We start from the raw sequence: 19,755 nt of genomic DNA on the forward strand, positions 1-19,755 counted from the left end.
CGTTCCCTCGGCCCGCCCGTCCTCCCTCCCTCGGGCCGACCGCCGGCCCCGCGCCCCGCACCGCGTCCTCCTGCGTGCGACGTCCACCCGATGGGGGCGCGGGGCTGTGTTGACCGGCGGCTCCGTCGCGTGGGCGCGCCCAGCCGTGAAGATGCGGTGGGGTCGTCACCGTTCCGGACGGTGCCGTCGGGTGGTCACCATTCCGGACGCTGCGGTCGGGTCGTCACCGTCCCGAGGGGGCTGTCCGTCGTGTCCGGACCACCGGTGGGCGGGTGGTTGTTCGCGCAGTTCCCCGCGCCCCTTTCAGGCGGGGCTGCGCCCCGACAGGGGGCGAGGCCGCCCCGGCCGGTTCGTCGAGCACGCCTACCATGTCGCCCGAGGTGGACGCCGGTGCGCCGGCTCGGCGTCGCCCGGCCTGCCCGGCCTGGGAGTCCCGCAGTGAGGCGAGCACGGCGTAGCAGTGCCACTTGCGGGCGTCGACCCGGGCCGGCCCTTGATCGAGTGAACTCCGAGGAAGGAAGATCTTGCCCACCAGGACACCGCAGATTCCCACCCCCGACGGTCAAGCCGACGCTTTCGCCGTCTTCCCCGACGGTGGCGGGCGGCACCCGGGGGTGCTGCTGTACACGGACGCCTTCGGCGTGCGGCCCGTACTGAAGGAGATGGCCCGCGAACTGGCCGAGCACGGGTACTACGTGCTCGTCCCCAACCTCTACTACCGGAACGGTCCTGCACCGGTGATCGAACTCCCCGAGCACATCGGGGAGGAGATCCGGCCCGAGATCATCGCCCGGCTGATGCCCTTGATCGAGGCGCACACCTCCGACCGTGTCCTGCGCGACGCCGACGCCTACCTCGGGTTCCTCACCGCCCAGCCCGAGGTCGGCGCAGGGCCGGTCGCCGTGCTCGGCTACTGCGTGGGCGCCGCCCTGGCGATGCGCACCGCGGCGGCCCACCCCGGCCGGGTGGCCGCCGTCGCCGGATTCCACCCCGGTCTCCTGGTCACCGACGCGCCCGACAGCCCGCACCGCCTCGTCCAGGGCCTCACCGCCGAAGTCCACCTCGGGCTCGCCGAGAACGACATGTCGTCCGAGGCCATCGGCAGGCTCAACCAGGCCCTGGACGCCGCAGGCGTCGGCTACTCCACCGAGATCTACCCCGGCACCATCCACGGCTTCACCATGTCCGACACCGACGCCTTCAACCCGTCCGCGCTACAGCGCCACTGGGACCGACTGCTGCCCCTCCTCGACCGCACCCTGGCCACCGGCTGAGGCTCCGGCGCGGAAGCCGAACCTGAAGCCGGCGGCTTCCGCGACGACGAGCCGGCATCGCGGCGCACTGGCCTCCGCTTTGTCCTCTCACTGGAGAAAGTGGCGCCTAATTCCCGCTCAAGTTCTTCCCACTGTGGGCAAGCACTGCTACGTTCCCCTCGAAAGCCCGACGGAGAGAGCCCGATGAGGCGGGGAGGGGCACGTGAGACGCATGACGGCTCGGCCCGCTAACACGCACCAGGCGCGGCTGCTCAGGCTGCTGCGCGACTCCGGCCCCAACTCCCGCGCCCAGCTCGGTGACCAGGTCGACCTGTCCCGCTCGAAGCTGGCCGTCGAGGTGGACCGGCTGCTGGACACCGGGCTCGTCGTGGCCGACGGCCTCGCCGCCTCCCGCGGTGGCCGCCGCTCGCACAACATCCGCCTCGCGCCCGCGCTCCGGTTCCTCGGCGTGGACATCGGCGCCACCTCCGTCGACGTGGCGGTCACCAACGCGGAGCTGGAGGTGCTGGGGCACATCACCCAGCCGATGGACGTGCGCGAGGGTCCCGTCGCGGTCTTCGAGCAGGTGCTGTCGATGGCCGCCAAGCTGCGCGCCTCCGGCCTCGCCGAGGGCTTCGACGGCGCGGGCATCGGGGTACCTGGACCCGTCCGCTTCCCCGAGGGCGTCCCGGTCGCGCCGCCGATCATGCCCGGCTGGGACGGCTTCCCGGTCCGCGAGGCGCTCAGCCAGGAACTCGGCTGTCCCGTGATGGTCGACAACGACGTGAACCTGATGGCGATGGGCGAGCAGCACGCGGGAGTGGCGCGCACCGTCGGCGACTTCCTGTGCGTCAAGATCGGTACGGGCATCGGCTGCGGCATCGTCGTCGGCGGCGAGGTGTACCGGGGCACCACGGGTAGCGCGGGCGACATCGGCCACATCCAGGTGGAGCCCGACGGCCGCCCCTGCGCATGCGGCAACAAGGGCTGCCTGGAGGCCCACTTCAGCGGTGCCGCGCTCGCCAGGGACGCGGAGGAGGCCGCCCAGCAGGGACGTTCACCGGAACTCGCCGCCCGGCTCGCCGACGCCGGGAAACTCACCTCCGTGGACGTCGCCGCCGCGGCCGCCGCGGGCGACGCCACCGCGCTCGACCTCATCCGCGCGGGCGGCAACCGCACGGGCCAGGTCATCGCCGGCCTCGTCAGCTTCTTCAACCCCGGCCTGGTGGTGATCGGCGGCGGTGTGACCGGGCTCGGCCACACCCTGCTCGCCGCCATCCGCACCCAGGTCTACCGCCAGTCGCTGCCGCTCGCGACGGGCAACCTCCCCATCGTCCTCGGCGAGTTGGGCCCCACCTCCGGTGTGATCGGGGCGGCCCGGCTCATCAGCGACCACCTGTTCTCACCGGCCTGACCCCGGACCGGACGGGGCCACCGGCCCACCGCCCGATCCCCTACCACCGGCACCGCCGCTCCACCGCACCACGCACCACGTACCGCAAAGCACCCCCGCGCCACACACCGCACCACGCGCCACGATCGCACTGCCTTGCACCACGTGTCCCAGCGCACCACGTGCCCCCCGCACCATCGCATCACGGGCCCACCCGCACCACACCGCACCACGTGCCCACCCGCACCACACCGCACCACGTGCCCACCCGCACTGCTCCGTACAGCGCGCACCACCGGAATCACCGGAATCACCGGCACCACAGGCACCACAGGCACCACCGACATCCCCGCACCCCGCCCCTGCACCACCCACCCCACCGGTACCACCGCACTTGGTACCGCCCGCACCACCCCACCCGTGCACCGCCTGGCACCCCGTCCCGACTGGCCGTACCCGCCGAGGGGAACACGATGGCACCAGACGCACCACTGCTCACCATGACCGGCATCACCAAGTCGTTCCCCGGCGTGCGGGCGCTCGACGGGGTGGACCTCGACGTCCGGCCGGGGGAAGTGCACTGCCTGCTCGGGCAGAACGGCGCCGGGAAGTCCACCCTGATCAAGGTGCTCGCCGGCGCCCACCAGCCCGACGGCGGACGGATCGGCTGGCGCGGCGAGACCGTCACACTCAAGTCGCCGATCGCCGCCATGCGGCTCGGCATCGCCACCATCTACCAGGAACTCGACCTGGTCGAGGGCCTGTCCGTGGCGGAGAACGTCTTCCTCGGCCATGAGCCGACCAGCGCCGGGTTCGTGGTCAGGGGCCGCGAGGCGAGGGCCGCGGCCGCCGCGCTGCTGCGCCGCCTGGGGCACCCGGAGATCGCTCCGGGGCGGCTGGTGGGCGACCTGTCCGCGGCACAGCAGCAGATCGTGTCGATGGCGCGGGCGCTCTCGCACGACGTCCGGCTGATCGTCATGGACGAGCCGTCCGCCGCGCTCGACCCCGACGAGGTCGACAACCTCTTCCGCATCGTCGCCGGCCTGACCGCCGACGGGGTCGCCGTCGTCTACATCTCCCACCGCCTGGAGGAGATCCGCCGGATCGGCGACCGGGTCACCGTCCTCAAGGACGGCCGGGCCGTGGCCGGTGGGCTGCCCGCGAAGTCCACCCCGACCGGCGACGTCGTCGCGCTCATGACGGGCCGCACGGTGGAGTACGTGTTCCCCGAGCGGCCGCGGGCCGCCCCGGCCGCCGGCGGGGCCCGGGGGACCGGCGCCGCACCGGCCGCCCACGCCTCGTCCGACACCCCGCCCGGCACCCCGCCCCCCGCCGGGCCGGAGCCCGTCCCCGTCCTCCGGGTCCGGGGCCTCGCCCGCGACGGCGAGTTCGCCCCGCTCGACCTCGACCTCCACCCGGGGGAGATCGTCGGCCTGGCCGGCCTCGTCGGGTCGGGACGCTCCGAGATCCTGGAGACGGTCTACGGCGCGCGCCGCCCCAGCGCGGGGCGGGTGGAGGTCGACGGGGTGCCGCTCAGGCCCGGCAGCGTCCGGGCCGCCGTCCGCGCCGGGCTCGGGCTCGCCCCCGAGGAGCGCAAGGCCCAGGCGCTGCTGATGCTGGAGTCCGTCACGCGCAACGTGTCGGTCTCCTCCATGTCCCGGTTCTCCCGCGGCGGCTGGCTGGATGGGCGTGCGGAGCGCGCCGCCGCGCGGCGCGCCACCCGCGAGCTGTCCCTGCGCCCCGACAACCCCGACGCCCGCATCCGCACCCTCTCCGGCGGCAACCAGCAGAAGGCCGTCCTGGCGCGCTGGCTGCTGCGCGGCTGCCGGGTGCTGCTGCTGGACGAGCCGACCCGCGGCGTCGACGTCGGCGCCCGCGCCGAGCTGTACGCCGTGATCCGGCGGCTCGCCGCGGACGGCCTCGCCGTGCTGCTGGTCTCCAGCGAGGTGCCCGAGGTGCTGGGCCTCGCCGACCGGGTGCTGGTGCTCCGCGAGGGCCGGGTGGTGCACACGGCACCCGCCCAGGAGCTCGACGAATCCCGCGTACTCGACCTCGTCATGGAAGGGAGCCCGACATCATGACGCAGCCTGCCTCGCCGGCCCAGCAGGGCGGGCCCGATGCCGGAGAGCGCCCCACCGCCCCCCGGGGCGCCGCGCCCGCGAAGGGCGCACCGGACACCGGGCCGTGGCACGCCCTCAAGGACCGTATCGACGTGCGCACCCTCTCGCTGCTCGGGGTGCTCGCCGTGCTCGTGCTGATCGGCGGCATCACCAAGCCGGACGAGTTCCTGGACACCAGGAACCTGCAACTGGTGCTCACCCAGTCGTCCGTGATCGGGGTGGTCACCGTCGGGGTCACCTTCGTCATCATGAGCGGCGGCATCGACCTGTCGGTCGGTGCGATCGTCGCCCTCGCCTCGGTGTGGGCGACCACCGTGGCCACCCAGGAGTACGGCTTCTGGGGGGTGCTGTTCACCGCGGTCCTGGTCGGCGTCGGCTGCGGCCTCGTCAACGGCCTGCTGATCGCCTACGGCGGCATGGTGCCGTTCATCGCGACCCTCGCCATGCTCGCCTCCGCCCGGGGCCTCGCCCTGCAGATCACCGGCGGCAAGACGCAGATCGTCACCATCGACGGCATCCTCAACCTCGGTGAGCGCGACTCCTACGTGCTCGGCATCCCCCCGCTGGTGCTGGTCTTCGCGGCCGTCACGGTGGTCGGCTGGCTGGTGCTCAACCGCACCACCTTCGGCCGCCGCACCGTCGCCGTGGGCGGCAACGCGGAGGCGGCCCGGCTCGCCGGCATCGACGTCCGGCGCCAGCGGCTCTACCTGTACCTGCTCTCCGGACTGTGCTGCGGCATCGCCGCCTTCCTGCTGATCATCCTGTCCGGGTCCGGCCAGAACACCAACGGCAACCTCTACGAACTCGACGCCATCGCGGCCGCCATCATCGGCGGCACCCTGCTCAGCGGCGGCCGGGGCACCATCACCGGCTCCGTGCTGGGCGTGCTGATCTTCACCACGATCACCAACATCTTCGCGCTGAACAACCTCCAGACGGACGTCCAGCAGATCGCCAAGGGCGCGATCATCGTCGCCGCCGTCCTGGTGCAGCGCCGCACCGCCGCCACCCCCTGACGCGCACGCCCACCACGTCCACCGCGCTCACCACGCCCCGACACGCACGCCGCCCACCAGCCCTTGAGACGGGAAAGGGTCACACCTCATGCCAGACATCACGAGCCGCAGAGGCCTGCTCTTCACAACCGCCGCCGTGTCCGCCGGCGCACTGCTCACCGGCTGTACCAGCAACGAGCCGTCCGAGGCGAAGTCCACGAACGACGCCGAGCCCGCGGCCGACGACAAGCCCGGCAAGCACGTCACCATAGGCTTCGCCGGCCCGCAGGCCGACCACGGATGGCTGAACGCCATCAACGAGAACGCCAAGGAGCGCGCGAAGACCTACTCCGACGTCACCATGGAGGTCACCGAGGGCTCCAACGACACCGCGGCACAGATCGGCCAGATCGAGACGCTGATCAACAAGAAGGTCGACGTGATCGTGGTGCTGCCCGCCGACGGCAAGGCGCTCACCCAGGTCGGTCTGAAGGCCATGCGCGCCGGGATCCCCGTGGTCAACCTGGACCGCATCTTCAACACGCCGCAGGCCTACCGCTGCTGGGTCGGCGGCGACAACTACGGCATGGGCTTCAACGCCGGGCAGTACATCGGCGAGCAGCTCAAGGGCAGGAAGAACGCCCGCGTCGTCGAGCTGGCCGGCATCGACAACCTGGAGCTGACCCGGCAGCGCACCCAGGGCTTCGACGACGCGCTGAAGAACTACCCCAACATCAGGAAGGTCGCCCGGCAGGCCGCCGACTTCACCGTGGAGTCCGGCCAGGCCAAGATGGCCCAGCTGCTCCAGGCCCAGTCGCACATCGACGCGCTGTGGAACCACGATGACGACCAGGGCGTCGGTGCGCTGCGCGCCATCGACCAGGCGGGCAGGGACGAGTTCCTGATGGTGGGCGGCGCCGGGTCGCTCGCCGCGATGCAGCAGATCAAGCAGGGCAAGGGCGTGCTTCGGGCCACCGTCCTCTACCCGCCGACCATGGCGGCCTCGGCGATCGACCTCGCCCGTGCGCTCGGCCAGGGCAAGGGCGTCTCCGGCCTCGCGGAGACCGAGATCCCGACCTCCATCACGCTCTACTCCGCCGTGGTGGACAAGCACAACGTCGACCAGTACATGCCCACCGGTTTCAAGTGATGGGTGAGCCCGCCCGCACAGCCGACGGGGATACCGTCGCCGGCAGGAACCACGCGGCCTGCCGCGGACCCGGCCGATTACCAGGCTGATCAGAGTCTGATCCGATGGCTGATCAGGGCGGATCCGATGGCAGCGCCGAGGGTGCCGACGCGGCCCCCAAGGGCCGCGGAGGCCGAGCAGAAGGAGGAATTCCGTATGGGACAGCCGCAGCAGCCACAGAGCGCGGCGGAGAGCGCCGCGGACGCGGCACGGCCGCCCCTGGGGGTGGGCATGGTCGGCTACGCGTTCATGGGCGCCGCACACTCCCAGGGCTGGCGCACCGTCGGCCGGGTGTTCGACCTGCCGATGCGGCCGGTGCTCGCGGCGGTCTGCGGCCGGGACGCCGCGGCCGTGCGCAGCGCGGCCGACCGGCTCGGGTGGGCGACCGCGGAGACCGACTGGCGCGCCCTGATCGCCCGCGACGACGTCGACCTGGTCGACATCTGCACCCCGGGCGACAGCCATGCGGAGATCGCCCTCGCCGCGCTCGCGGCCGGCAAGCACGTGCTCTGCGAGAAGCCGCTCGCCAACACGGTCGCCGAGGCGGAGGCGATGGCCGAGGCGGCGGCCGGTGCCCGGGACCGCGGGCAGATCGCCATGGTCGGCTTCAACTACCGGCGGCTGCCCGCCACCGCCCAGGCCCGGCGCATGGTCGAGGAGGGCCGGATCGGCACCCTGCGGCACGTCCGCGTGGTGTACCTCCAGGACTGGCTGGTCGACCCGGACTTCCCGCTCACCTGGCGGCTGAGCAAGGAGAAGGCGGGCTCCGGCGCGCTCGGCGACCTGGGGGCGCACATCGTCGACCTCGCCCAGTACCTCGCCGGCGAGGAGCTGACCGGGGTGTCCGCGGTCACCGAGACCTTCGTACGGGAGCGCCCCCGGCTCGCCGGCTCCTCCGCGGGGCTCAGCGGCGCCGGCGGCAGCGAGCGGGGTCCGGTGACGGTGGACGACGCGGCGCTGTTCACCGGCCGCTTCGCCTCCGGCGCGCTGGCCTCCTTCGAGGCCACCCGGTTCGCCGCCGGCCGGAAGAACGCCCTGCGGATCGAGCTCAACGGCTCGCGCGGCTCGCTCGCCTTCGACCTGGAGCGGCTGAACGAGCTGTCCTTCCACGACCACACGGAACCCGCCGCCACGGCCGGTTTCCGGCGTATCCTGGTCACCGAGCCCGACCACCCCTACATGGCGGCCTGGTGGCCGCCCGGGCACGGCCTCGGCTACGAGCACTCCTTCGTCCACCAGGCCCGCGACCTGGTGGAGGCGATCGCCGCCGGCACGGACCCGGAGCCGTCCTTCGCCGCCGGGCTCCAGGTGCAGCGGGTGCTGGCGGCGGTGGAGGAGAGCGCCGCGAAGAACTCCGTCCACACCCCCGTGCTCCGGGCCTAGCATCCGACGCGGGGGCGCCTGCCGCGTACCTCGCAGGACCACCGCAGGACCGCACCGGACACCATCACCCGCACCGCATCCGGCACATTTGGAGACCCGGTCATGCCACGTTCCTTCACCCTGTTCACCGGCCAGTGGGCCGACCTGCCCCTCGAAGAGGTCTGCCGGCTCGCCCGCGACTTCGGCTACGACGGCCTGGAACTCGCCTGCTGGGGCGACCACTTCGAGGTCGACAAGGCCCTCGCCGACCCCTCCTACCTGGCCTCCCGGCACGCCCTGCTCGACAAGTACGGCCTGAAGTGCTGGGCCATCTCCAACCACCTGGTCGGGCAGGCCGTCTGCGACCACCCCATCGACGAGCGCCACAAGGGCATCCTGCCCGCCCGGATCTGGGGCGACGGGGAGCCGGAGGGCGTGCGGCAGCGAGCCGCCGCGGAGATCAAGGACACCGCGCGGGCCGCGGCGGCGTTCGGCGTGAACACCGTCATCGGCTTCACGGGCTCCTCGATCTGGCACCTGGTGGCGATGTTCCCGCCCGTCCCGGACGGCATGATCGAGCGCGGCTACGAGGACTTCGCCGCCCGCTGGAACCCGATCCTGGACGTCTTCGACGCCGAGGGCGTCCGCTTCGCGCACGAGGTGCACCCCAGCGAGATCGCCTACGACTACTGGACGACGCACCGGGCCCTGGAGGCCGTGGACCACCGTCCGGCGTTCGGGCTGAACTTCGACCCGAGCCACTTCGTCTGGCAGGACCTGGACCCGGTCGGCTTCCTCTGGGACTTCCGGGACCGGATCTACCACGTCGACTGCAAGGAGGCCCGCAAGCGCCTCGACGGCCGCAACGGCCGCCTCGGCTCGCACCTGCCCTGGGGCGACCCGCGGCGCGGCTGGGACTTCGTCTCCGGCGGGCACGGGGACGTGCCGTGGGAGGACGTCTTCCGCATGCTGCGGTCGATCGGCTACGAGGGGCCGATCTCCGTGGAGTGGGAGGACGCGGGCATGGACCGGCTCCAGGGCGCGCCGGAGGCGCTCACCCGGATGAAGGCGTTCGACTTCGAGCCGTCCAGCGCGTCGTTCGACGCGGCCTTCGGCGGCAAGGAGTAGGGGGCTGCGCCCCGGTACTCAAGGGGCGCGGGGAACTGCGCGACCAGCCACCACGTGCCCGTGACGGGCCACCGGGCCGAGCACCGGGCCGAGCCTCTCGCGGTCTCGGTGCCGACCACCGGCCGGTGGGGGCCGGACGCGCAGTTCCCCCTGCCCCGGGGTGAGCCGGGGTGGAGGTACACCGGTGGGCGACCGGACCGCTTTGTCCAGTGGCTGGAAAAAGTTTAAGTTACTTGATGCACAAGGTCTTTCCGGCCACGACAAAGCCCGCTACGGTCCCTGATATGTACAGGACAATCACTCCGGGGTGACGGCGCACCCCGGCGTCCCGCACACGCCTCGTACGACGAGCCCTCCCGGAGGGATCCGTGCACAGGAAACGTCTGAGACTGCGCAAGGCATTCGCCCTTCTGACCGGCGCACTGCTCGCGAGCGCCTCGCTCGCGATCGCGGCCCCGGCCGAGGCGGGTGCCGCCGACGCCCGCGCCGGCAAAGCCAAGGCCGAAACCGAGTTCCAGCAGGTCACCCTGGCCAAGGGGGTGGAGGAGACCGGCGAGCCGATGTCCCTCGCGGTGCTCCCGGACCGGGGCGTGCTGCACACCGCACGCGACGGCACGGTCCGGCTCACCGACGCCGGCGGCACCACCCGCGTGGCCGGCCACCTCCCCGTCTACAACCACGACGAGGAGGGCCTGCAGGGCGTCGGCATCGACCCGGGTTTCAAGGAAAACCGTTTCGTCTACCTGTACTACGCGCCCCCGCTGGACACCCCGCCGACGGACGCGCCCGAGTCAGGCACCGCCGACGACTTCAAGCCCTTCAAGGGCGTCAACCGCCTCTCCCGTTTCGTCCTGGGCGAGAACGGCACGCTCGACATGGGCAGCGAGAAGACCGTCCTGGAGGTCCCCGCCGACCGGGGCATCTGCTGCCACGTCGGCGGTGACATCGACTTCGACGCCGACGGCAACCTGTACCTGTCGACCGGCGGCGACACCAACCCGTTCGAGTCCGACGGCTACAGCCCCATCGACGAGCGCCCGGACCGCAACCCGGCCTTCGACGAGCAGCGCAGCGCCGCCAACACCAACGACCTGCGCGGCAAGATCCTGCGGATCAAGGTCAACGCCGACGGCTCCTACGACATCCCCAAGGGGAACCTCTTCGCCCCGGGCACGGCCAGGACCAGGCCCGAGATCTACGCGATGGGCTTCCGCAACCCGTACCGGATGAGCGTCGACAAGCAGACCGGCATCGTCTACGTCGGCGACTACGGCCCCGACGCGGGCGCCGCCGACCCGGCCCGCGGCCCCAGCGGGCAGGTGGAGTTCAACCGCATCACCAAGGCGGGCAACTTCGGCTGGCCGTACTGCATCGGCAACAACGAGCCGTACATCGACTACGACTTCGCCACCGGCACGTCCGGACAGCCCTTCGACTGCTCGGCGCCGAAGAACGACTCGCCGAACAACACCGGCCTCACCGACCTGCCGCCCGCGCAGCCGGCGTGGATCCCCTACGACAAGGACTCCGTGCCCGAGTTCGGCAACGGCTCCGAGTCCCCGATGGCGGGCCCGGTCTACCACTACGACGCCAAGCTCGACTCCGCCGTGAAGTTCCCGAAGGAGTACGACAAGAACTTCTTCGCCGGCGAGTTCGGCCGGCGGTGGATCAAGCGCATCGTCGAGAACAACAGCGGCACGGTGCAGTCCATCAACGACTTCCCGTGGTCCGGCACCCAGATCATGGACATGGCGTTCGGGCCGGACGGCGCCCTGTACGTGCTCGACTACGGCACCGGCTACTTCAACGGCGACGAGAACTCCGCCCTCTACCGGATCCAGAACGCCACCGAGGGCCACACCCCCGACGTCACGGCCAAGGCCGACAAGACCGACGGGAACGCCCCGCTGACGGTGTCGTTCACCTCCAGCGGCAGCGACGCCGACGGGGACGCCCTGACGTACAGCTGGGACTTCGGGGACGGTGCCACCGCCGACGGCGCCGACGCCGAGCACACCTACACCAAGGAAGGCAACTACAGCGCGACCGTCACCGCCACCGACAGCACCGGACGCACCGGCACCGCCAGCGTCTACGTGGTGGTGGGCAACACCGCGCCCAAGGTGACCTTCGAGACGCCCCCCGACGGCAAGCTGTTCGACTTCGGCGACAGCATCCCCTACAAGGTCACCGTCACCGACGCCGAGGACGGCACGGTCGACTGCTCCAAGGTCACCGTCAACTACATCCTCGGCCACGACAGCCATGGCCACCCCATCACCTCGGCCCAGGGCTGCGAGGGCACCATCAGCGCCCCCGCCAGCTCCGACCACGACCCGAACGCCAACATCTTCGGTGTGCTGGACGCCCAGTACACCGACGGCGGCGGCGCCGCCAAGACCCCGCTGACCACGCACGCCCAGGTCACGCTCCAGCCCCGGCACCGGCAGGCCGAGCACTACAGCGCCCAGCAGGGTGTCACGGCCGTCGACCGGGCGGGCGCGGGCGGCGGCAGGACCGTCAGCGACATCGACAACGGCGACTGGATCTCGTTCACCCCCTACAACCTCACCGGTGCCACCCAGCTCACCGCACGCGTCTCCTCCGCGGGCGCGGGCGGCACCCTTGAGGTGCGCACGGGAGCGGCCGACGGCACCCTCATCGGCTCCGCGGACGTCCCGGTGACCGGCGGCTGGGAGACCTTCAAGGACGTCACCGTCCCCCTCGGCGACGTCCCGACCGAGACCACGGACCTCTTCCTGGTCTTCAAGGGCGGCGACGGGGACCTCTACGACCTGGACGACTTCCAGATCGCGGGCGGGGACGACCCGCCGGTGTCGGACGCCAAGAAGGTGCTGGTCTTCTCCAAGACCGCCGGCTACCGCCACGACGCCATCCCCGACGGCATCGCGGCCCTGAAGGAGCTCGGCGGCGGGCACGACATCACCGTCGACGCCACCGAGGACGCCGGCGCCTTCACCCCGGACAACCTCAAGGGCTACGACGCCGTGGTGTTCCTGTCCACCACCGGCGACGTGCTCGACGACACCCAGCAGCAGGCGTTCGAGGACTACATCGCATCGGGCGGCGGCTACCTGGGCGTCCACGCCGCGGCCGACACCGAGTACGACTGGCCCTTCTACGGCGGCCTGGTCGGCGCCTGGTTCGACTCGCACCCGGCGATCCAGGATGCGACCGTCCGCATCGAGGACCACGACAACCCGGCCACCGCCCACCTCGGCGACGCCTGGCAGCACACGGACGAGCTGTACAACTACCGCACCAACCCGCGGGAGAACGTGCACGTGCTGGCCACGCTCGACGAGACCACGTACGACGGCGGCACCATGCACGGCGACCACCCGATCGCCTGGTGCCAGGAGTACAAGGGCGGGCGCTCGTTCTACACCGGCCTCGGCCACACCAAGGAGTCGTACGCCGAGGAGGCGTTCCGCGCCCATCTGCTCGGCGGCCTGGAGTACGTCACCCACCAGGTGGACGCGGACTGCGCACCGAACACCGGGTACCGGGACCTGTTCAACGGCGCCACCCTGGAGGGCTGGCAGCAGGCCGGCCCCGGACAGTTCACCATCCAGGACGGGACGCTGAACACCGAGGGCGGCATGGGGCTGCTCTGGTACCACGCCAAGGAGTTCACCCACGGGTACTCCCTGAAGGTGGACTGGAAGATGGCCGGTGACGACAACTCCGGCGTCTTCGTGGGCTTCCCCGCCTCCGATGACCCGGGCTCGGCCGTCGACAAGGGCTACGAGATCCAGATCGACGCCACCGACGCCCCGGACCGGACCACCGGAGCCGTCTACTCCTTCAAGGCACCGGACACCGAGGCCCGCGACGCGGCCCTCAAGCCGCCGGGGGAGTGGAACAGCTACGAGATCCGCGTCCAGGGCGAGCACCTGGAAGTGTTCCTCAACGGGGTCAAGATCAACGACTTCACCAACGAGGACCCGGCGCGCAGCCTCACCGACGGATATGTGGGGTTGCAGAACCACAGCGCCGACGACCAGGTCTCCTTCCGTTCCGTCCAGCTGAAGGAACTGCCCGCCGAGGGCGCTTGAGACGGCGGCGGGCGGGAGACGCCGGACTCCCGCCCGCCGTCCACCCCCGTCCCGGCGCATCCGGCGGCCGGCCCGCGGCTCCGCCTCGCGCGCCGGCCCGCTCCACCCGCGCCCGCCCCGCCCTGGGGCACGCCCGTCGCGGGGGCCCGGCTCCGCGCGGGCCGAGGTCCCGCGTGGGGCTGGTCCCCCGTGGGGCTGAGGCTCCGCCGGGGGGGCGGGCCCCATCGCGGGGTCGGCCCCGCCGTGGGGGTCGGTCCCGCCGCGGGTCGGCTCCGACTCGGCGCCGGCTCCACCGCGGGGCCGCTCCACCGCGGGGTCGGCTCCCGGACGGGGCAGGGACCCGTCTTCCGGCCATCGGTTCGCGTACGACAAGGAGGCTGCCCATGTCCGCCGAACCTCGCCCTTCCACCACCACCGCCTCCGGCACCCCGCAGGACGCGGCTGCCGGGGCCGGGGCGCCCGCCCCGGACTCCAGACCCGCCCGGACCGGCATCTGGCTGATCGGGGCCCGCGGCTCCGTCGCCACCACCGCCGTCACCGGCTGTGCCGCGGTGGCCGCCGGGCTCCACCCGCCGACCGGGATGGTCACCGAGACCCCGGCCTTCGCGGGCTGTGCCCTGCCGCCGCTCACGTCCCTCGTCTTCGGCGGCCACGACACCGTCGACTGCCCGCTGCCCAAACGCGCCGAGGCGCTGGCCGCCGGGGGCGTGCTGCCGCACGGACTGCCCGCCGCCCTGGCCGCGGAACTGGCCGCCGCCGACCGCGAGATCGCCGCGGGCGGGCCGCTGCCCGGCGACACCCGTACCGAGGACCAGCTCATCGACGCCTTCGCCACGGACATCACGGATTTCGTGCGCCGCAACCAGCTGGCCCGCGCGGTCGTCGTGAACGTCTCCTCCACCGAGCCCGTGCCGACCGGCACCGCCCTGCCGCCCAGCTCCCTCTACGCCGCCGCCGCGCTGCGCGCCGGCTGTTCCTACGTCAACTTCACGCCCTCCACCGGCATGCACCACCCCCGGCTGCGGGAGGCGGCGCTCGCCTCCGGACTGCCGTACGCGGGCCGGGACGGCAAGACCGGGCAGACCCTGCTGCGGTCGGTGCTCGGCCCGATGTTCGCGCAGCGGGCGCTCACGGTGCGGGCCTGGTCCGGCACGAATCTGCTGGGCGGCGGCGACGGCGCGTCCCTCGCCGACCCGGCCGCGGCCGCGGCGAAGAACGCCGGCAAGGAACGCGTCCTCGCCGACACGCTCGGCACCGCACCCGAGGGCGAGGTGCACATCGACGACGTACCGGCGCTCGGCGACTGGAAGACCGCCTGGGACCACATCGCCTTCGACGGCTTCCTCGGCGCCCGCATGGTGCTCCAGACCACCTGGCAGGGCTGCGACTCGGCGCTCGCCGCGCCCCTGGTGCTCGACCTCGCCCGGCTTGTGGCCCGCGCCCACGAGGCCGGCCTCAGCGGGCCCCGGCCCGAGCTCGGCTTCTACTTCAAGGATCCGGACGGCGGCGCGTCCTCGGCGCTCACCCCCCAGTACGAGGCGCTGCTGGACTTCGCCCGCCGCCTGGAGCCCACCCGATGAGGCTCCGCCTGCCCTCGGTCCCCTCCACCGTCCTCACCGCGGCGCTCGCCGTGGCCGTCGCCACCGCGGTGACCGGCCGCGCGGCGTGGCGGGGCCGCGGGGCCGCGCGGCCCCAGCACGAGCGGTGGGACGGCGGCCGGGCCGGGAGGCGCGCCGGGCCTGGGGGCGCGGCGGGGGAGCCGCCTTGGTCGTCACCCGTGGGCGCCACGACGGCGGCTGTGTCCGCCGACGGGGCTTCCGGTGGCGGGGCTTCTGGTGGTGGGGCTTCCGGTGGTGGGGCTTCCGGTGGCGGTGTTTCTGGGGGCGGGACTTCCGACGGCGGGGTTTCCGGCGGCCCGGGCGGGGCCGTCCGAACCGGCCCCGCGCCGTCCGGCCACGCCCCCTCGGGCACACCGGCGGCCCGCCCGCCGGGCCTCGGGCCGGGCGGGGCGCCGCGGGCCTGGGCCGAGTTGCTGCGGCTGCCCGCGCTCTTCACCGTGCCCGGCGACGCACTCGCGGGTGCCGCCGCGGCCGGTGCGCCCTCCGGTCGGCGCACTCTGCTCGCCATCGGCTCCTCCGTCTGCCTCTACGAGGCGGGCATGGCGCTCAACGACTGGGCCGACCAGGCCGAGGACGCCGTGGACCGCCCACACCGCCCGCTGCCGTCAGGACGGATCAAGCCCTCCGCGGCGCTCGCCGCGTCGGGCGCGCTGACCGCGGCCGGGCTCGCCCTCGCCGCGGCCGCGGGCCGCCCCGCACTGACCGTCGCCACCGGGCTCGCGGCCACCGTCTGGGCCTACGACCTGCGGCTGAAGCACACCCTCGCGGGCCCCGCCGCCATGGCCGCGGCCCGCGCGCTCGACCTGCTGCTCGGCGCCGCGGCGACCGGCGGCCGGGTCCGCCCCGCCCTGTCCTCCGCGGCCCTGCTGGGCACCCACACCCTCGCGGTCACCGCGGTCTCGCGCCATGAGGCACACGGCGGTTCGACGGCCGTGCCGCTGGGCGCGCTGGCCGTGACCGGGGTGCTCGCACGCACCGTGCTCGGCGAGCGGGCCTGTGCCGGGCGCGAGACGGACCCGGGCGCCGCACCACCCCTCCCCGCGCTCCCGGCAGGCCGGCGGGCAGCAGCCGCCCCCGGCCTGCCGGGCCCGGCCCAGGAAGCCGCCCGCGGTGCCGCGCCCGGACTCGGGGGGCAGGGGTCCCGCGGCACGGGGCAGGGGTTCCGCGGCACGGGGCAGGGGCGAGGCGCCGATGCCGCCGTGGCGCCTCTGCCGGGCGGGGGAGCCGGTCGGGCGGCCGCCGTACCTCTGTCGGCCCGGGCCGCCGGTCGGGCGGCCGCCGTACCCCTGCCGGTCCGGGGTGCCGGTCGGATGGCCGCCGCACCCCTGCCGGGCTGGCCCGCAAGTGAGCTGGCCGCCGCACCCCTGCCGGGCCGGCCCGCAAGTGAGCCGGCCGCCGTGTCCTTGCCGGACCTGGCCGCCGGTGGCACGGCGATCCCGTCCCTCCTCGGCGGCCTGCGCATCACCCGCCCCGCGGACGCGCTCTGTGCCCTGCTCGGCGCGGTCTACGCCGCCGCCTTCGCCCGGCCGCTGCTGCACGCCGCACTCAACCCCTCGCCGGAGCTGACCCAGCGCGCCGTGGGCGGCGGCATCCGAGCCACCATCCCACTCCAGGCCGCGCTGATCGCCCGGGCCGGCCACGGGCGCACGGCACTGCTGACCGCGGCCCTCGCCCCGGCCGCCCGCGCGTTCGCACGGAAGGTGAGCGTGACATGACCGGATTCGGCACGGCACACCCCGCGGCCCCGGGCGCCAGGGGCCCCGGTGACCCCAGGGAACTCCGCTTCGGCTACGGCACCAACGGCCTGACCGACCTCAGGCTCGACGACGCCCTGGGCCTCCTCGCCGACCTCGGCTACCGCGGCGTCGGCCTGACGCTCGACCATATGCACCTCGACCCGCTCGCCCCGGACCTGGTGGCGCGCACCCGCCGGGTGGCCCGCCGCCTCGACCAACTCGGCCTCGGCGTCACCGTCGAGACCGGGGCCCGCTATGTGCTGGACCCGCGCCGCAAGCACGGTCCCTCCCTGCTCGACCCCGACCCGGACGCACGGGCCGCCCGCGTCCGGCTGCTGACCCGGGCCGTCGAGGCCGGTGCCGAGCTCGGCGCGCACGCGGTGCACTGCTTCAGCGGTGTCACACCCGAGGGCACGGACGAGGGCGCCGCCTGGAAACGCCTCACCGAAGCCCTCGGCCCGGTGCTCGACGCCGCCACCGTCGCGGGCATGCCGCTCGCCGTGGAGCCCGAGCCGGGCCACCTCGTCGGCACGCTCGCCGGCTTCCACCGGTTGCGCGCCGAACTCGGCGACCCCGACCTGCTCGGGCTCACCCTGGACATCGGGCACTGCCAGTGCCTGGAGCCGGGGCCGCCGGAGGACTGTGTGCGCCAGGCGGCGCCCTGGCTGCGGCACGTCCAGATCGAGGACATGCGCCGCGGCGTCCACGAGCACCTGCCCTTCGGGGACGGGGAGATCGACTTCCCGCCGGTGCTGTCCGCCCTGGCCGCCACCGGCTACCGGGGGCTGACCGTCGTCGAACTGCCCCGCCACTCCCACGCGGGCCCCGCCCTCGCCCAGGCGTCCCTGCGCTTCCTGCGGTCCGCGGCCACCGCGGCCGCGCACGCCCCGGCCACCGCGGCCGCCCGCATCCAGCCCACCGCGGCCGCCCACGCCCCGGCCACCGCGCACGCGGCGCCCACCCCCGAAGGAGGCACACCGTGACCGGTCAGGAACCCGCCACCACCGCACGCGCCGCGGCCCCCGCCGTGGCCGACGGCACCCCCGCGGCTCCCGAACCCCTCACCTCCCTCCGCGCCCGGCTCGACGCCGGGCTCACCGCCGCAGCGAGGGACTGGCTCGACCGCGCCCTCGCCCAGGCCGTCGAGGCCGCCCAAGCCGGGCGCACCGGGCCGGCCCCCGCGTCCGCCACCTCTCGCCCGCTCCCCGCCTGGGAACTCCGCTTTGCCGAGGCCGGGCGCCGCTGCGGTGCCGAGCACGCCGATGCCGCACGGGTGCTGCTGCTGTGCGCGGCCCGGCCCGGCACCGGTGCCGTCGCCCGCCTCTACGCCCAGGGCACCGCGGCCGAGCGGCGTGCCGTCCTGGCGGCCCTGCCGCACCTGACGCCGGGGCCCGAGGCGCTGCCGCTCGTCGAGGACGCGCTGCGCACCAACGACACCCGGCTGGTCGCCGCGGCGGTCGGCCCGTACGCCGCCGCCCATCTCGACCCGCACGGCTGGCGGCACGCCGTGCTGAAGTGCCTCTTCACGGGGGTGCCGGTGGCCGCCGTCACCGCGCTCGCCGAGCGTGCCCACGGCGACGCCGAACTCGCCAGGATGCTCGCCGACTACGCCGACGAGCGCCGCGCCGCCGGGCGCCCCGTACCGGACGACCTGTACCACGTCCTGCACCTGACGGGCGCCACGACCCCGGAGGCCCGCACCGCGGTGGGGCCGCCCCCGGCCCCCCGGCCGACCCCGGCAGCTCCGGCGGATCCGGCAGCCCCGGCCGGCCCGGCAGCCCCGGCAGCCGCGGCGGATCCGGCACCCCGGGCACCCCAGGCCCCGGGCACCCCCATGGCCCTCAAGGCCCCTTCGACCGGCGAGGAGTCCTGATGCGCATCTTCGATCCCCACATCCACATGACCTCGCGCACCACCGACGACTACCAGGCCATGTATGCCGCGGGCGTCCGCGCGGTCGTCGAGCCGTCCTTCTGGCTGGGGCAGCCCCGCACCTCCCAGGTGTCGTTCCTGGACTACTTCGACTCGCTGCTCGGCTGGGAGCCCTTCCGCGCCGCCCAGTACGGCATCGCCCACCACTGCACCCTCGCGCTCAACCCGAAGGAGGCGAACGACCCGCGCTGCGTGCCCGTCCTCGACGAACTGCCCAGGTATCTCGTGAAGGACAACGTGGTGGCCGTCGGCGAGGTCGGCTATGACTCCATGACCCCCGCCGAGGACACCGCGCTCGCCGCACAGCTCCAGCTCGCCGCCGACCACGACCTGCCGGCCCTGGTGCACACCCCGCACCGCGACAAGCTGGCCGGTCTGCGCCGCACCCTCGACGTGGTGCGCGAGTCCGCGCTGCCGCCGGAGCGGGTGCTGCTCGACCACCTCAACGAGACCACCGTCAAGGAGGCCAAGGACAGCGGCTGCTGGCTCGGCTTCTCCGTCTACCCGGACACCAAGATGGACGAGGCGCGGATGGTGGCCGTGCTCCAGGAGTACGGACCCGAGCGGGTGCTGGTCAACTCCGCCGCCGACTGGGGGAAGAGCGACCCCCTGAAGACCCGCAAGGTCGGCGACGCGATGCTGAGTGCCGGCTTCTCCGAGGACGACGTCGACCGTGTGCTGTGGCGCAACCCCGTGGCGTTCTACGGCATCAGCGGCCGGCTCTCCCTCGACGTGGCCGCCCCGGCCGCCACCCACGAGGGGAACTCGATCCTGCGCGGCGCCCCCGAGGACGCCCCGCCGGCGGAACGAACCCAGGACCCGGGCGAGCAGCCGCGGGACCCTGCCGAGCAGCCGCGTGACCCGGCCGAGCCCGTGCAGGACCGGACGGAGCACGCTCGCCCGGCGGACACGGCGGCGCGGGGCGCCGCCCCGGCGGCGGGGGAGTGAG

General features: G+C 73.7%; 13 protein-coding genes. All 13 read left to right on the forward strand.

The features are described 5' to 3' along the window. Positions 1–524: 524 nt before the first annotated feature. On the forward strand, positions 525–1,274 hold the full coding sequence (locus tag ACSMXW_RS31040; protein WP_485801197.1) for a dienelactone hydrolase family protein: 750 nt from the start codon (positions 525–527) through the stop codon (positions 1,272–1,274). Positions 1,275–1,485: 211 nt separating this feature from the next. Continuing rightward, complete coding sequence (locus ACSMXW_RS31045) at positions 1,486–2,667, forward strand: ROK family transcriptional regulator (protein WP_485808438.1); 1,182 nt, start codon at positions 1,486–1,488, stop codon at positions 2,665–2,667. Between the two features lie 452 nt (positions 2,668–3,119). Then, positions 3,120–4,727 (forward strand): sugar ABC transporter ATP-binding protein, encoded by a 1,608-nt coding sequence (locus ACSMXW_RS31050; protein WP_485801199.1) that lies wholly within the window; start codon positions 3,120–3,122, stop codon positions 4,725–4,727. Next, positions 4,724–5,782: an ABC transporter permease gene (locus tag ACSMXW_RS31055; protein ID WP_485801201.1), complete on the forward strand. Its 1,059-nt coding sequence runs from the start codon at positions 4,724–4,726 to the stop codon at positions 5,780–5,782. The genes ACSMXW_RS31050 and ACSMXW_RS31055 overlap by 4 nt, the downstream gene beginning before the upstream one ends. An 88-nt stretch (positions 5,783–5,870) precedes the next feature. Then, positions 5,871–6,911: a substrate-binding domain-containing protein gene (locus tag ACSMXW_RS31060; RefSeq protein WP_485801202.1), complete on the forward strand. Its 1,041-nt coding sequence runs from the start codon at positions 5,871–5,873 to the stop codon at positions 6,909–6,911. A 195-nt stretch (positions 6,912–7,106) separates the two neighbouring features. Next, a complete protein-coding gene (locus ACSMXW_RS31065) occupies positions 7,107–8,333 on the forward strand; it encodes a Gfo/Idh/MocA family protein (RefSeq protein ID WP_485801204.1) in 1,227 nt (408 codons plus the stop codon). A 102-nt stretch (positions 8,334–8,435) separates the two neighbouring features. Then, on the forward strand, positions 8,436–9,440 hold the full coding sequence (locus ACSMXW_RS31070) for a sugar phosphate isomerase/epimerase family protein (RefSeq protein WP_485801206.1): 1,005 nt from the start codon (positions 8,436–8,438) through the stop codon (positions 9,438–9,440). Between the two features lie 368 nt (positions 9,441–9,808). Beyond that, entirely contained in the window at positions 9,809–13,519 is a 3,711-nt protein-coding gene (locus ACSMXW_RS31075; RefSeq protein ID WP_485801207.1) for a ThuA domain-containing protein, read from the forward strand. 383 nt (positions 13,520–13,902) lie between these two features. Beyond that, positions 13,903–15,099, forward strand: a complete 1,197-nt coding sequence (locus ACSMXW_RS31080) for an inositol-3-phosphate synthase (protein ID WP_485801209.1) — start codon at positions 13,903–13,905, stop codon at positions 15,097–15,099. Between the two features lie 449 nt (positions 15,100–15,548). Next, entirely contained in the window at positions 15,549–16,853 is a 1,305-nt protein-coding gene (locus ACSMXW_RS31085; RefSeq protein ID WP_485801210.1) for an SCO3242 family prenyltransferase, read from the forward strand. Then, positions 16,850–17,857: a sugar phosphate isomerase/epimerase family protein gene (locus ACSMXW_RS31090; protein WP_485801212.1), complete on the forward strand. Its 1,008-nt coding sequence runs from the start codon at positions 16,850–16,852 to the stop codon at positions 17,855–17,857. The genes ACSMXW_RS31085 and ACSMXW_RS31090 overlap by 4 nt, the downstream gene beginning before the upstream one ends. Beyond that, on the forward strand, positions 17,854–18,747 hold the full coding sequence (locus ACSMXW_RS31095) for an EboA domain-containing protein (protein WP_485801213.1): 894 nt from the start codon (positions 17,854–17,856) through the stop codon (positions 18,745–18,747). The genes ACSMXW_RS31090 and ACSMXW_RS31095 overlap by 4 nt, the downstream gene beginning before the upstream one ends. Next, the gene (locus ACSMXW_RS31100; protein ID WP_485801215.1) at positions 18,747–19,754 is read left to right on the forward strand and encodes a TatD family hydrolase; all 1,008 of its coding nucleotides are present in this window, start codon (positions 18,747–18,749) and stop codon (positions 19,752–19,754) included. Before ACSMXW_RS31095 ends, ACSMXW_RS31100 begins: the two co-directional genes overlap by 1 nt. The last annotated feature ends 1 nt before the right edge of the window (position 19,755 follow it).

It is taken from the genome of Streptomyces sp. DSM 116793, from assembly GCF_057320905.1.

Bases quoted from the DNA above. Each gene is read 5' to 3' on its own strand.
- ACSMXW_RS31045 (WP_485808438.1), top strand. From the start codon at position 1,486: ATGACGGCTCGGCCCGCTAACACGCACCAGGCGCGGCTGCTCAGGCTG.
- ACSMXW_RS31055 (WP_485801201.1), top strand. From the start codon at position 4,724: ATGACGCAGCCTGCCTCGCCGGCCCAGCAGGGCGGGCCCGATGCCGGA.
- ACSMXW_RS31065 (WP_485801204.1), top strand. From the start codon at position 7,107: ATGGGACAGCCGCAGCAGCCACAGAGCGCGGCGGAGAGCGCCGCGGAC.
- ACSMXW_RS31060 (WP_485801202.1), top strand. From the start codon at position 5,871: ATGCCAGACATCACGAGCCGCAGAGGCCTGCTCTTCACAACCGCCGCC.
- ACSMXW_RS31100 (WP_485801215.1), top strand. From the start codon at position 18,747: ATGCGCATCTTCGATCCCCACATCCACATGACCTCGCGCACCACCGAC.
- ACSMXW_RS31080 (WP_485801209.1), top strand. From the start codon at position 13,903: ATGTCCGCCGAACCTCGCCCTTCCACCACCACCGCCTCCGGCACCCCG.
- ACSMXW_RS31090 (WP_485801212.1), top strand. From the start codon at position 16,850: ATGACCGGATTCGGCACGGCACACCCCGCGGCCCCGGGCGCCAGGGGC.
- ACSMXW_RS31050 (WP_485801199.1), top strand. From the start codon at position 3,120: ATGGCACCAGACGCACCACTGCTCACCATGACCGGCATCACCAAGTCG.
- ACSMXW_RS31070 (WP_485801206.1), top strand. From the start codon at position 8,436: ATGCCACGTTCCTTCACCCTGTTCACCGGCCAGTGGGCCGACCTGCCC.